Raw genomic sequence first — 15,206 nt, 5'->3', positions numbered from 1 at the left:
AAACCACGACTAGATTACGTCAACATCAAGAATTTTTGGTTAATGCTCCGTATCATTTGGTTATGTATGTTTTTGGTTTGCCTGTGGACACGGGCGAGTGCGCAGGACCTTCCCTTTGAGATTCAAGTGGAAGATCTGAATACGGCACCCATCACGCCGCAGTTTGAAATCGGTTTACGCGAGAACCATTACCACCTGGTTGCCGATGAGGAGTGCGTCTACTATGGTTCCCCTACCGTCCAACCAGAACTTATCCGCTGCTTCTCCGACGCGAAGGTCTACACCCGTCGGGACGGGAGGAACACCTTCCTCATTGTCAACCGCAGTGTGCCTACGGACTCGACCTATATTTTCTACGCCACCGAAGACAATCCTAAAGTGTTCGCTCCCATAGTTTCGGAAGCCCTGGCGCTGACGCCGGTGTATGCTGAAGCGGACGGGAGAATGCTAATGGTAGATTCAGACCATAGACTGTATGTGGTTTCGGTCGAAACTGCATCGCTGGTGCAACTTTCCGAAGACCTGGGCGCGAGCCCCACTGATCTGCGGGTAGAAGGGCATTTCGGGGACGTCAGTCTCTTCACCGTCGCCAATCGACTCTGGATCACCGATTGGACGGCTAATGGCACGAAAGTTATCCTGGATACCACACTGGACTATAACATCAATTTACCAAACCGGGTGGGTAATGAGATCGTCCTACAGGCTGCTGACCAAAGCCTGTATCGCTTTACCGTCGGTGCGTCAGATGAGGCGGAATTGTTCTATAGTCCCCCCGCGGTCACGGACAGCTACGGTGCCGATGTGCGGGCATTCCATAGCCTGATCGGTACCGATACGCTAATTTTTAGTGCCCGGCAGGAGGGGGCGAAATACGCGATCAGGAGATATGTGTTTGGAGCGGATAGCAGCGAGATTCTGCGCATCGGGGAGGGGGGGGAGCCACTCGTAATAGGCTCAAGTACCTCGATGGACCAACTCCGGTACTCACAACGCTTCGTCTTTTCCCAAGTTGACGGACTGCCGGAAGCCATGCTACTGAGTGACGGCAGCGATGCCGGTACTCGGGTCATCGACCCCCAGTGGAATACCGAACACTCCCTTTTTACAAGTTTTGTCGAATCCTCCGAAGGCGACATCTTCGTAGCAAAGCGGCACGCGGATACAAACATTATCGTACGGCTTCCCCGGGCCGACGAAGTACCGGATACGGTAAACGTCAACGGCGTTGCGCTAGGGCCCCGCATCTACGATATTGCCCAAACGGAAGAAGCGATCTATTTCAGCGACCCGAATGTAAGCGACACCCTGAACCGACTCGACAAAGCTACGCTTACGATCAATCCGGTGGCTGAAATCCGCTATGGCCTCTTCGGCCGAAGAATGCTGAGTGGGGAACGCCTGCTGGTTACGCCTAACTGGGGCGAACCGTACCACCAGAGCCTCGTTGTGTACGACCTGAACGTACCCGAAGTACGCGAACCGACAATTCTGATTAACGGGTGCGTGAGCCGGAGGTTTCTGGACTTCGGCGAGGATCGCTTTTTCGTCTGCGAAAGGTCAGGCGGTGAAACGGATTTCTACCGTACGGACGGTACAGTGGAGGGCACCGAGAAGGTCTACGGTATGTTCAACCACACCGGGGATGCTACCGTAAGTAGCCTCCACGGCAGCGACACGGAGCTGTACTTGTACGGTGAAGACCGGCTCTTGCGGTACCGGGACGATTACCTGGATACCCTGCCCGGAATTGTCAGCCAACCGCCGGGGCAGTACCTCGGTATGGCCGCCGGGGAACCGGTGTTCGTCCGTGATAGTCAGGTTGTTGTCTTACCTGATTCCAAGCGGGCATTCTCACTCGGTGCCTACGGCCATTCCCAGCCGGTCATCCAACGGGAGAGAATTTACTGGACGAGCGTGGTGAATGACTATGATGGCTGGTATTACCAGGGGCAGAATACGGATCTCATGGAACTAGATCCGGCACAAGACTTCGGAGCGGTCACTGTTCATACCCACGAAGGCGTGAACGGAAGGGAAGCACTGGCGATAACGGCCTTCGGTGACTCCAAACTTTACTATAACGCCGAGGCAGAGCTCGGAACCAAAATGAATTGGTTTCGTCGCGACCTGAACCTGTTGTATTCTCTCTACGATAAGGGCTCGTACGGTGAGGGGGTGGCGGGCACGCAGGTGCGAAACGGATGGATATACTTCAGTGCCCTGAACCCCGATGGCGACCGCAAAATTGTCCGCATGCAACCGGAAGGGCGTACCCAAATACGGGCCGATCTGTATGCGGATGAGCGTCTAATCTATGTTTCCCCCGACGACCATTTCGTAACCGACCGGCGCATCATCGATGACCGGAACGAGAATGTTCTGCTGGTTCTCGAGGATGATAGGCGGATACGTGACCTGGAGTACTTCGGGGAGAAAAGCTACCTGCTCCAGATAGTAGAGAGCGGTCAGGTGGGGTATTTCCTGTGGTCGGACGGTCGGGGCTTAAGCGAGTTACTGCGTGAGGCGGGCCCCCTCGATGAAGTACCCGTACCGGTGGGCAATCTCGTGCGCTCGGGCAAAACGGTAATGCTGGAACTCGCACGGGAAGGCTACCGGGAATTCTTTCTGTACGACGGCGAGAAGGAGGCATTATATGAGATTGGAAAGGTTGCGGAGGGCCGGCTGCCTTCCGAATTGGGGCAGCTTAGTGCGGTAGCGGGCCATACGTTTTACTATCTCTTCCCCCATCCCGTCTACGGTCTTTCGCTTCATTACTTCACGCCGCCCGGGGGAAGCCTCGTAAAGGGGAGGGTGTTCGCGGATCGAAACGGAAACCAGCAACCGGATCAGGACGAAGAAGGTATCGCCGACTATCGCGTCGTGGCCGAGGGATCCGTCACCTACTCTACCTTTACGGACAGCTCCGGATACTACGAACTTTCCCTCCCCGCGGAGGAGCAGGTGACGGTACTGTCGGACCTGCAGGGCTGCTATGCTTCGTCGGGAGGAGAAGACCTGACCTTCGAGACCGTGGCCGACACGGTGATCGTGCATGATATCGCCGTGGTAACCGAAGGGACGGGCGTTGGCCTGGGGCCCTATCTTGCTTCCGCTCCGGCGCGCTGCGGGTTCACCGTACCCTTTTGGCTGACGGTGACCAACGAGGGTTGTCAGCGACAGGGGGGAACCGTGAGTCTGGAACTCCCCGAGGAAGTGACCTACATCGGAGCCGACCGGCAACCGACCGATACCGTAGGGAGGGTTCTCACCTGGGCTTACGGCGACCTGCCCCAGGGAACCGAATATCGGATCCGCCTGGAACTGAAGATGCCCAATGAGGATTTTACGGGGCGGGAAATACCGATCCTCACGCACACGCTAACCACCGACGGCGAAGGACGGGCAGTCCGCGATACGTTCCTGTACGATGACGTGCTGCGTTGCGCCATCGATCCTAACGACAAGCGCGTCTGGCCCCGCAGGGCCGAGCAGTCGATGTCGAACTACACCCAGCTGGACGAGCCGCTGACCTACATGATCCGCTTCCAGAACACGGGCAACGACACGGCTTTTACCGTGCGGCTGGAAGATAAGCTCTCCGACGATCTCGACTGGGATACCTTCCGGCCCCTGGCCAGCAGCCACGATTACCGGGTGAGCCTGCGGGAGGGGGGTAACCTGGAGGTCCTCTACAAGAACATCCTGCTCGTGGACAGCCTCACGAACGAGCCGGAGAGCCATGGCTTTTTCACCTTCGAGATCCTGGCCCGCGAGGGACTGGACGAATTCACCGCCATCGAGAACACCGCCGGCATCTACTTCGACTTCAACCGGCCGGTGATCACCAACACGGTAAAGAGCACCTTGGTGGAATCCCTGGACGCAGACCGGGACGGCTACTTGTTCTTCGAGGAGTGCAACGATCTGGACAGCCTGATTAACCCGGGTATGCCGGACATAGCCGGCAACGGTATCGACGAAAACTGCGACGGGGCGGACGGAACGACCGCGCTGCAGACCTTCAGCAGCAGCATCTTGACGCTGGCGCCGAACCCGACGGGGAACGCGGTCTGGCTGAGATTGGCCGATCGGGGGAACTACCGCTATGCGGTGTACAGTATGCGCGGCCGGCGGGTAACGGAGGCGGGTTTCCGGACGGAAACGCGTATCGATTTGTCGGATTTGGCGGCGGGTGTGTATCTGCTGCGCGTCACGGATGAGAGTGGGGCAGGACTGACGCGGCGAATCGTTCGCCACTAGAATTTCACCTGCGCTCCGTCGCAACTAAGATCAGAGTATGCGAATATTTTTTACTTTTTTCCTACTGTACGCTCTCGGCCTATCCGCTCAGTTGCCCTTTGCCATCGAGGTGGAAGAACTGAATAGGGGAACCCATGCCCCCGGGGTGGGGATTACGACGGTGGGCGATCATTACTACCTCGCCGCGGATGACGGTTGTTTTTACTACGCCGACCTGACGACGAGGCCCCAGGAATTAGTGTGCGATGGAGGGGATGCAAAATCACGCTACTGGCGGAATGAAGACCTGTTCATTATCTCGGCCAGCTCCGTATCCGATAGTACGTTCGTGTACTACATCAATAGCCAGGATCCCCGCAGCCTCGTCACGGTGTACCGGACCACGGATCAACTACAGGGGATCCGGGCAACCGGGGAGGGGGAGTTTCTCATCATTCGCAACGGAGAGGAGTTAGTCAGTCTGGATAGGAGTGGGAAGCTTAACGGCCTAAGCCAAGCCTTTCCCGCCGAGGAGCCGGTACGGCTTCAGTTTGGTTATCAGAACGCGGTGGTGCTGACGATGGGAAGCTCGATCTGGATCACCGACATGACGCCAGAGGGTACCAGGAAAATTTATCAGTCAGCGTTTTCCGGCTTTAACCTTCAATTCGGGGCCTTTGACGGTAGCATTTACTGGAACCTCTACGACACCGATCTATACCGCTACCGTCTTGACGGGGAGGAAGGCTCGGAGATCATCTACTCCGTTCCGAACCGGGGGGATCGGTACACTTACCTGGCCAACTTCACGGCGAACGATTCGAATCTGATTTTCTCCAGTTGGGAAGAGGTCGGGTATCGGATTAATCGCATTCGCAAGGGCGTGGACTCGGTGGAGGCCTTCAGATACGGACCCGAGCAAGAGATCATTGAGACATTCGGGTTTAAACACATGCAACGGCTACCGGGCGGGCGCCTGATCTTTTACGGTTCTTATGACTATGCGGGTCAACTCATAATCACGGACGGTACGGAGCAGGGTACCCGCTTCCTGAACGAATCCAAGGTCTCAACGCGCGATCGGGACCGCTTCGGTGCCTTCGAGACCCGGGAGGGGGATATACTCTATCTGACCGATGAGTCCTACACCGGTAGCCCGATGCACCGGTACGAGAGCGCGAAAGATGCCAATTTCCCGGTGGAGGTCGATGCGGAATACCTGGGCTTTCTGCGCAGCACGGGGATCGAAACCGACGATGCGGTGATGTTCTACGCAAACAACCAGGGGCAAATACAGAAGTACGACAAGCGGACCGGTAAATATTTTGACTATGCGCGAGTGAGCCAGCACGGACTGGGCACCTTCGTAACGCAGAGCGGCTATCTCCTGATCGGGCAAGGGGACGGCCAACTGGCCGGGCTGGATCTGAGCCGCGGTGAACCGACGGAGCCGGTCGTAATCGCCGAGGGCTTTTCTCGGATTCAGCGGCTTGAACTGGAAGGTGAGCCCTATTTCATTGCCACGCGGAACTCCGAGGGGGCTTATCTCTACCGCACCGACGGCACACCGGCGGGGACGCAGGTAGTCTACCGCCTGTTCGATCGCAGTGGAGATGCAGCCGTTACCGGGCTGTTTCCGGACGGAGAAAAGCTTTACGCCGTAGAGGAAGGCCGCTTCCATACTTACCAGGATGGCCAGCTTACTTCGGGGACGCTTCCCACCGGAGATGCTCCCCCTACGCGTTACCTGGGTTCCCGCGACGGCATACCCGTGTTTGCCGGGGACGCGGATATCTTTATACCGGACGCGCCGCGCGCGCTCGGATTTGGCTCCACTTACCGCTATAACCCTGCGGTGCTCGGTCTGGACTATGCTTATATGCTGGTGTACTACGGCAACACGGTGGTGCGGCACGGCTCACTCGTATCCAATCCTCTGTACTCGGAATACGGTGTGCAAACCGATTTTCCGCACGACAACTCAACGGCGGGGTACTACGATATACAGATGGTGAGGGCGGGCGACAATCTCTATTTCACGACGCCGGCCAGTACGGGGGATGAGATGGTCTGGTGGCGCTACGGAATGCGGACGAAAGTCACGGAACTGGTAGACGAGGCCGTACTGGACTATGCAACGAATGCACGGCGAGTCATTGTTTACGACGACATCATTTACTACGCGACGGCTACTGAACGGGGGGATGGACTGTTGCGCCGGGCTACGCTGGACGCTCCTCCGACTACGGTCGTTGAGATGGAGGAAGGAGAGTCACTCGTCGAGATCATTTCCTTCGGAGAACTGGACCTGGCCGTCACCAGCCGACAAATCGTGGAGGCCCACTCGGGAAGGCTGCTCTTCGCCGCACCGGCCGGGGTGACCATTCGGCGGGCCGCGGCTGTGGCGGACCGCCTGCTGCTGTCGGTTGCTACCGGTGAAACGGTGAGTTTCGCGAAACTGGACCACCGGGGGGCGAAGCTCGACCCCTTCGAACTGGACCGGCCGGGCCTAGCCGCCCGGGATCTACAGGACCATATTGCCGTACTGGGCCGGCAGGCAATGTTTACCTATCTACGGACCGACGGGCAGCGACAGTATATGCTCTACGACGGTGAGCGGGATAGCTTATACTCGATCGGAACGAGTCCTGCTCTGCGAATCAGCCAGCGGGCGGCCCCCATCATTACCACCTTTCAGGGTGAATTCTTCTATATGTACGTTGACGAGGAGAAGGGAGCGCAACTCCACCACTTCCGCCCGGCGCTCACCGCCGAACTCTCGGGTACGGTCTATCAGGATGAGAACGAAAACGGGATTCGGGACGAGAGCGAGGCAGCCCTGGCAAACCAAGCTGTCGTGGTCGAGGGGGGTGACCGGAAGATCACTGGCTACACGAACGCGGAGGGGACCTACCGCTTCCGGCTGGACGTCGGTGGGGAGTACACGGTCTGGTTGCCGGGGGATGCATGCGTCGAGCGCTTCAACCCCATTCTGCGGAAGGAAGTGACCCCGATCAATGACGCCCCCCTCTTTCACGACTTTGCCGTGCCGCCAGCGAATAGTACTTCTGCCGTGATGGTGCGCATGGACAATTTTTCCATCCAGTGTGGTTTCACGGAGTCGTTCTGGATAACGGTTACCAACGAGGGCTGCCAGGAATTAGCGGGTGGGGAGGTCACGCTAGATTTGCACCCGGCCGTCCAGTTCGTGTATACCGCGGACGAAGTCCAAATTGATGGGGACAGTAGCGTTCTCAATTGGAGTTACGGGAGTCTATATCCGGGAGAGCAGTGGACTACTTACCTGGAACTACGGATGCCGAAGGAAGAGCTTACCGGACAGCAGATTTCGATGGAGGTGAGGGGACAAGCTAACGGCCAGGAAGAAGCGGTCACCCAGGACACTTTTCAGTTTGCCGAGGTCTTGACCTGCGCCTTCGACCCCAACGATAAGCGCAGCTGGCCCCGCCGCCGCGAAGAGACCAACTCCAATTATACCCAACTCGACGAGGCGATCACCTACATGATCCGTTTCCAAAATACCGGCAACGACACGGCCTTCACCGTGCGGCTGGAAGACAAGCTCTCCGATGAGCTGGACTGGGATACCTTCAAACCCCTTGCCGCCAGCCACGGTGATCTTCGCGTGACCCTGGCCGAAGGCGGCAATCTGGAGGTGCTCTTCCCTAACATCCTGCTGCCCGACAGCACGACCAACGAACCGGCGAGCCACGGTTTCTTCACCTTCGAGATCACGGCGAAGGAGGGGTTGGACGACTTCACCGCCATCGAGAATACCGCCGGTATCTACTTCGATTTTAACCAGCCGGTCATCACCAATATGGTGAAGAATACCCTGGTAGAAACGCTGGACGCGGATCAGGATGGTTACTACTTCTTCGCGGAGTGCAACGACCAGAACGCCGCCATTAACCCGGGTGCAGAGGAAATCCCCGGCAACGGCGTGGACGAAAACTGCGACGGGGTGGACGGGACTACTTCCCTGTCGACCTTCGCGGCCAGGATCGTGAAACTAGCGCCCAATCCGACTCGAACCGCGGTGATGCTTACGCTGAGTAACAATGACCTTTGCCGTTACGAAGTCTACGGTCCGCAGGGACAAGGGGTGCGCCAGTCGGAATTTCAGGGAAGTACCCGGATCGATCTGAGCGATCTTCCGTCCGGGATGTATTTCCTTCGCTTATCGGATAGCAAAGGAGGGAGTTTGATGCGTCGTCTTATCCGGCAATAGGGGCGGCGGAGCGCAGGAAATAAAGGTTAAATCCAACGGAATGGCCTTTGTCACCGACCGTCTATCCTATCTTCAGAGCACACTCACTATACATATTGTATGCGCCATTTAGCTATGGGGCTGCTGTTTTCGATCTTTTATTCGGGAATGGCGGCTCAGGAATTTCCCTACGAAATTCAAACGATCGACCTCAACCGGGACTTAGCTCTTTATCATATTCGGGGTGTTTATCCTACACCGGGCGGTTTTTACTATCTCGATGCGGCAGAGAATTGCCTCTACTACACGGGGATGGAACAAGAGCCGGTTGCCGTTGCCTGCGGGCTGGTGGCCAGCCAACGCCCGGTGGCGGTCACCGACAAGGCCCTTGCCGTTTACCATTACGACCGATACCTGGAAGATTACGTTGTCGAGTACTTTTCCTTCAGTAATCCGACCGAGCCAACGCAGGTGCACCAGGGTAGACCCTACTTCGACCTGCAAGCGGTGGACGATAAGTTTGTCTTCTTCACTGCGGACGAACGGCTCTGGGCCACTGACGGCCACGTGGCCAAACCACTGCTCGGTACCGATACGATACCCAACCGGATCAATAGACTGAAGTACCATCATTACAACGGTAAGCTTATCATCGTCAATCCGCAGGGGGGCGTATACCTGTCCGATGGTACGGCTTCCGGAACCGCCTTACTATTCAGCGGGGAGGGGGTTACGGAGGTCAACCTAGCAGGGGATGCCATCTACATCAGCGACGGGGCGAAGGTATACCGCAATGGTACCGGCAGACCCGAGGATACACGGTTGGTTTACGAAGGCGCGCCGAATGACGCATACGTAAATGCCATACCGACCTACTTCGTGAACGGTGGCCTGATCATCGTGGACGCGGACGCCAGCGGAAGTTACCTGATGCGGTACGATCCAGTCGGGGGAGCAGTCGACCGAATTACCTTCGGACCGGATGGAAGCGGAACCATTCCCAGCCTTGCGTACGGAAAATACCTGGCGACGGACGAGTATCTTTTCTTTCGCGGAAAAACGGGAGGAAGAGACGATCAGATATGGGTGACGGACGGTACCGAGGCCGGCACCCATATGCTGCGTAATTTTTATGGCCAGTCAAGCTACCGTAACCGAGGGTGGAAGTTTACGGAGGTGGCCAGTTTTGGGGACGGTAAGGTTATCTTTCTTACGGATGAGACGGGCTTCAGCCTCAGCTTTTCCGTATGGATATACGATCCCGCGGTTGACGCGCGATCCCTGATTTCGGATGGTATTACCCCTTACTGGGTAAAGGATAAGATTCACGAGTCCGATCGATTCATCTACTTTGCCGAATCCAGTCATAAGCGACTTACCAAGTTTGATAAGGCCAACCATCGCTTCTCCATCATCACCGACGATTTCGACGGTGCCAACACGACCGTCCGAACCTTATCCGACGGCAAAGTATTCCTTTCCGGTTCGCAAGGAGATCAGCGCGGGTTGATGGTTTTCGATACGCAAACGGAAGACGTATCTTTTATTTCCCTGCCGGCGCCCGCCCGGGACAGGAGAACGAACGTGCAGGACTTTGTCCGCTTCAACAACACCCAGTATCTACTTAACTATTCCGAGCACTTTGGCGTAGAGCTATACCGGACCGACGGAACAGCGCAGGGTACGGTGTCCGTTCGGTCGCTGGGGCACAAAACGGGAGATGCCGGTATTTCAGCCTTTCTTCCTTATGAAAACAAGTTGCTTATCTCCGCCTCTTCCGGTGACTATCTCTTCGACGGCCTTCCGGATCCGCCGCAACTACCGGATGACTTAGCCTTTACACCTGACCGGATTCTTGGAACCTGGAATGGTCAGGCCGTATTGGCCGGGCTATACAACATTTATCTCCCGGAGGAACGGCGCCAGGTAGACCTATACGTATACGCACCGACTGACGAGACACTATCCTTTTCTCCGATGGCCCGGATCGGCAAGTTCGTCTACCAGATTCAGTATCACTTTACGAATTCAGCAAGTGGATATTTGGAGCTGGTGAAGGCGGACCTAGGAACCGGAGAGGTTCGTATCCAAATGACCACCACCTTCGATAACCGGCCGAATTTTCATTTTCTGCACGCCGTAGGCGACCAGCTCTATTTTCACTGGCCAGGCGCTGATGACCGCTTTCGGCTATACAGCGTTGATCCGACTGGTGCCGATTGGCAACTGACGGAAATACTGGATACGTACCGGCAAAGTGGCCCAATTATCGTGCAGAACGGTACCTGTCGGTTCCTGGCCGAACGCAACGACGGTACCGCAACCGTGTTTAAGCTGGAGCCGGAAGCGGGTGTAGTTTCCATTACGACTTTAGACCCGGAAGAACGCTTCGTCAAAATGTTGGACCTGTCCGGTGTGGAAATGGTCGTTACGAGCCGGCGTATTTTCGACCTCGAAACAAGAGAACCCATCTACACCGTCCCCGATGCCGGGCCGGCTATCGTGCAGGTCGATGTCGTGGGGGAAGAATTCTTTATTGCTCAGCGTACGGGCACCGTCCTAAACCACCTGGTATGGAATCCAGCGCTGGGCAGTCTCCGGGAACTGAATGCACCGCTGGATTTCAGTGGGGCGATCAAGGACGAGAAGTATACGGCCGTAATTGGGAATACGGTGTTATTCGGAGGGGCGATAGACGACGGCTATATCTACTACTTCTACGATGGCGATGTCGGGCGGGCCGTTGAGGTGGAGTACCTTTCACCCGGCACACTCATCCCGCGGGGGGCAGGCGTAGTAGCCTTTAACGGGACGTACTACTACGGAGGCAAAGATAAAGATAAGGGTGCCGAATTGCGGTACTTCACCCCTCCGTGGGCTAGCCGGCTGCAGGGTGTCGTTTATGCGGACAGCGATGAAGACGGAGCGCGATCTTCCGGAGAATCGGGACTGGCCGGTGTCAAAGTCGTCGCTTTACAGGGAGAGAAATATCGGTGGACCTACACCGATTCTACCGGTGCTTACACCCTCGAACTCACCCCGGGTCAGGAATATGCCGTCACGGTAGCAAATTCATCGTGTTATGAAACTACGTCCGCCGGGGATTCCTTCGTTTTTCCAGCGGCTTCGGATACATTGCTATTTCACGATTTCGGTGTACGAACCAGCGGTGCCGCCGCCAGCGTAAGCGGAAACCTCACTTCCGCCCCCGCCCGCTGTGGTTTTACCGTCCCCTTCTGGTTGACGGTCACTAACGACGGCTGTATCAGTGAGGCGGGGCAAGTTCGGCTGAATCTGCACGAAGAATTAACGGTAGTATACACGGACCGTGAACCCGCGAGCAATGCTGACGGCGAACTGGTATGGAATTTTGCGGATCTCGGTCCCGGTCAGCAATATCAGATACGGCTACGGTTACGCATGCCTAACGAAGACTATGCCGGCCAGCCCATCGAAATGCCGGTGACGACGTCCGCCGTTGACGCCAACGGCAACGAGTTTTCCAACAGCTTCCTATACGACGACGTCCTCCGCTGCGCCATCGACCCGAACGACAAGCGCTCTTCGCCCAGCCGCCCCGAAGAGAGCAACTCCAACTATACCCAGCTAGACGAGGAAATCACCTACACCATCCGCTTCCAGAATACCGGAAACGACACCGCCTTTACGGTATTCCTGGAGGATCAGTTGTCGGACAAACTGGACTTCGACAGTTTTCGCGAGGTGGGGTCCAGCCATAACGGTATACCGAGCGTGACCGATCAGGGAATGCTTGAAGTGGTGTTTAAGAATATTCTGCTCCCTGATAGCACAACGAACGAACCGGCCAGCCACGGCTATTTCACCTTCGCGATCCGGGCCAGGGAGGGCCTGGAAGACTTCACCGCCATCGAGAATACCGCTGGTATTTTCTTCGATTTCAACCAACCGGTGATCACGAATACGGTGAGCAATACCATGGTGGAAACGCTGGACGCTGACCAGGACGGCTACTTTTTTTTCGAAGAGTGTAACGATACCAACGCCGCCATCAACCCGGGCGCCGCTGAAATCCCGGGTAACGGCATTGACGAGAACTGTGATGGCTCAGACGTGTCAACGTCCCTTCCCACCTTCGCCACCCGCATAGTGGAAGTGGCTCCGAACCCTACGGGAGGAATGGTCGCCATCCGGTTGGCGGACGATATAGCCGTACACTACACGCTGCTGGATGCCCACGGGCGGTGGGTAAAGCAAGGACACTTCGTCGGTAGTACATCCCTGAATATGAGTCAGTTACCGGCGGGTGTGTACCTCGTCAGGTTGGTGGACCGGCAGGGGGGTAGCTTCAGCTTGCGCTTGGTGCGGTACTGACTTACCTGACGACGTAGTCGGTGAACAGTTCGTCTTCGGGAGCGGCCAGATAGCGCCCGAGGTAATTCGGCTCGTAGATCCAGCCCCAGGCCTTCTCAAACTCCGTGTACATCTCGGAGGGAACGGTTGATTCCGGGAAGTAGTAGTCGCGGGTTTCTTCGGAATCGATCAGCCAGATGTAGCTGAATTCCCCCGCCTGGGGCCCGTTCAGTTCCTTCAGGAAAATAACCTTCGAATCGGGTAGGGCATCGGACCGCGTCGGGGCCCAGTAGCGATGGATAAAGCTCTCAAAATCGCTGCGATCCACGCTGTCGAGCAGCAGGATCTGGTGGAAACCCCAGATGGTTCCCGGTTTGAACCAGTCCTTCTTGATGGGGTCACCGGCGTCGATGATGAGGTAATCCGTGCCGTCGTCTTCATCTCCTTCGGAGGTAGTGGCAGTGGGGGGGCGGGAGTCCGGGCGGAGCGTCAGTTGGACGCTTTCGTCTTCGTGGCGGCCCCGCTCACCGCGGAGGAAAGTCACCGTGGACTGGCCCTTTGCCTGTAGGTCGCGGTCGGCGGCTGATTCCGGCAGAAACCGCATATTCAGGACCATTCCTTCGCGAAGGGGCGATTCGGCAGGGTTGGGTTCCTGGGAGCTGACGGGTGGGGAGAGGAGTAGGAGAGCGCCGATGATAACGGCGGTACGGTTGCGTAGATCCATGACTTCAAGTAATTAGGGTAGGTAATCGGGTTCCGATGGAAGTCTGGGGTCTGGTACCTAATATAGGGGTATGGAGGATGGGTTGCAAGTACCTGTCCGTTAGTAAAGGCTTTTTTACCTGCGCTCCGCCGCCCTAAGCTTGTATTTGCACGTTCCGTGCGTAGGGAAACGGACCGTCGGGGAGGTAATCCGTAAACGTTCGTTAATTGGACAATGCCCCGTGCGGAGCGGTCGTTACAGAAGAACCGAAGGGATTAGCCCCGACGGATATCAGGTTCGACCATGGCTAGGACCGGCATTTGCCGCGTCATTTGGACGGACCGGATAGTATTCGAGGCACTTAGAATAGAACGCATTATTTCCGGATAAGTGAATAATTCACTGATTCAGAGAGATGTGTCTCTTGTCTCTATCCATTTGGCTAGGGGAATCAGTAGAGCTTACTCCGGAGCAAATGATTGCCCATGGTTCTACTTTTACGCAGTGTTTTCTTAGTGGTCATGATTTCGGCGGGAGCACAGCTCCTGGGACAGGATCCCTTTTTCTCCCAGTTCTACGCCAATCGCGTGTACCTCAACCCTGCCTACGCGGGGCTGGAAGCCGGTACCCAACTCATACTCAACTATCGCGACCAGTGGTTCGGCCTGCCCGACGCCACCGGTATGCCCTTTCAGGGGGGGTACCGAACGTACAATGCGACGCTGAACCAGCGGATGCCCTGCTTCAAAGATATCGAGCGTGCCACCTTCGGCATTGCCGGTTCGGTGTTTCAGGACGAGACGGGCGCTGCCCCGCTCAAGACGACCGGCGTGGGGCTGGCGGCTGCTTTCGAGTACGCCTTCATCAACCCCGACCTGAAGATCAGCAACGGCCTCTCCCGGCTGGACATGCGCATGGGTGCTCAGCTGAGCATGATGCAAAGCTCGATGGCCAGTGGCGACTTCATCTTCTCCTACCAGCTCGATCCGGTGACCGGTGTGGTCGGTGCCGCGAAGATCATCGACGTAGCTACCGGGCCCTACATGAACATGAACATCGGCGCCATGGTGCGCGGCTCCTGGAACCACGGTTTGCAGGACTATACCATTTTCACCCTCGGTGCCAGCCTCTCCAACGTCAACCAACCGAACGTAGCCTTCGACGAAGAAAGTGCTAACGTGAACCTGCCGCGCCGGACCACCCTGCACATGGGCCTGACGCGCCGGGTGAGCTCGATGAAGGGAACGCGGAGCTACACGCCGACGTCGATTGCCCCGCAGTTCCGTTGGGATAGCCAGCTGGGCGGCAAATTCAACCTCTACACCCTCGGGTCTTACCTGCTGGGTAAGGGCCATTACACGGGAATATTCTACCAGTTCAATACGCCCAACCGGCCCGCTACCAACAGCGGTGACCCGATCGGCGGCCGCAACTCCAGTACCCTGATCCTTTCCTACGGCATCGATGTCCGGTCGCTGCTCGACGTGGGCCGCCGGTGGCGGGACCGCGCTACGGGCTGGATCGTCGGCTTCTCTTACGACCTGCCGCTGAGCGGGGTTAATGCCTCCGCCTCGGTAGGAACCGTCGAGGTGAACTGCCGAATCATGCTGGCCGACCTCAAATCCAAGTGCCGCATCCTCGGCAAGAACGAACTCTATAAGGGCGCCACCTGCCCCGTAAGCTTCTAGAACGACACCT

Annotated in this window: 5 protein-coding genes; 4 read left to right on the top strand and 1 reads right to left on the bottom strand. The window is 56.8% G+C overall.

The window, feature by feature from the left end; translation table 11 throughout:
- Positions 1-42: 42 nt before the first annotated feature.
- From DRW39_RS10540 to DRW39_RS10530, 3 genes are all read left to right on the top strand, one after another.
- Entirely contained in the window at positions 43-4,263 is a 4,221-nt protein-coding gene (locus tag DRW39_RS10540) for a T9SS type A sorting domain-containing protein (protein ID WP_116106995.1), read from the top strand.
- A 37-nt stretch (positions 4,264-4,300) separates the two neighbouring features.
- Complete coding sequence (locus DRW39_RS10535; RefSeq protein WP_116106994.1) at positions 4,301-8,494, top strand: T9SS type A sorting domain-containing protein; 4,194 nt, start codon at positions 4,301-4,303, stop codon at positions 8,492-8,494.
- A 99-nt stretch (positions 8,495-8,593) separates the two neighbouring features.
- Positions 8,594-12,826 (top strand): MopE-related protein, encoded by a 4,233-nt coding sequence (locus tag DRW39_RS10530; RefSeq protein WP_116106993.1) that lies wholly within the window; start codon positions 8,594-8,596, stop codon positions 12,824-12,826.
- A 1-nt stretch (position 12,827) separates the two neighbouring features.
- Here the strand turns inward: DRW39_RS10530 and DRW39_RS10525 are convergent, their stop codons facing one another.
- Entirely contained in the window at positions 12,828-13,529 is a 702-nt protein-coding gene (locus DRW39_RS10525) for a hypothetical protein (RefSeq protein ID WP_116106992.1), read from the bottom strand.
- A gap of 464 nt (positions 13,530-13,993) precedes the next feature.
- Between DRW39_RS10525 and DRW39_RS10520 the strand changes: the two genes are divergently transcribed.
- Positions 13,994-15,196 (top strand): PorP/SprF family type IX secretion system membrane protein, encoded by a 1,203-nt coding sequence (locus DRW39_RS10520; RefSeq protein WP_116106991.1) that lies wholly within the window; start codon positions 13,994-13,996, stop codon positions 15,194-15,196.
- Positions 15,197-15,206: the final 10 nt, after the last annotated feature.

Origin of the sequence: Lewinella sp. IMCC34191 (assembly GCF_003390935.1) — a bacterium.
GTDB lineage: Bacteria > Bacteroidota > Bacteroidia > Chitinophagales > Saprospiraceae > Neolewinella.
This window is presented reverse-complemented; position numbering and strand designations above follow the sequence as displayed.

What these genes read in the sequence shown, in the direction of transcription:
- DRW39_RS10540 (WP_116106995.1), top strand. Translation starts at nt 43, where the DNA reads ATGCTCCGTATCATTTGGTTATGTATGTTTTTGGTTTGCCTGTGGACA.
- DRW39_RS10535 (WP_116106994.1), top strand. Translation starts at nt 4,301, where the DNA reads ATGCGAATATTTTTTACTTTTTTCCTACTGTACGCTCTCGGCCTATCC.
- DRW39_RS10530 (WP_116106993.1), top strand. Translation starts at nt 8,594, where the DNA reads ATGCGCCATTTAGCTATGGGGCTGCTGTTTTCGATCTTTTATTCGGGA.
- DRW39_RS10525 (WP_116106992.1), bottom strand. Translation starts at nt 13,529, where the DNA reads ATGGATCTACGCAACCGTACCGCCGTTATCATCGGCGCTCTCCTACTC.
- DRW39_RS10520 (WP_116106991.1), top strand. Translation starts at nt 13,994, where the DNA reads ATGGTTCTACTTTTACGCAGTGTTTTCTTAGTGGTCATGATTTCGGCG.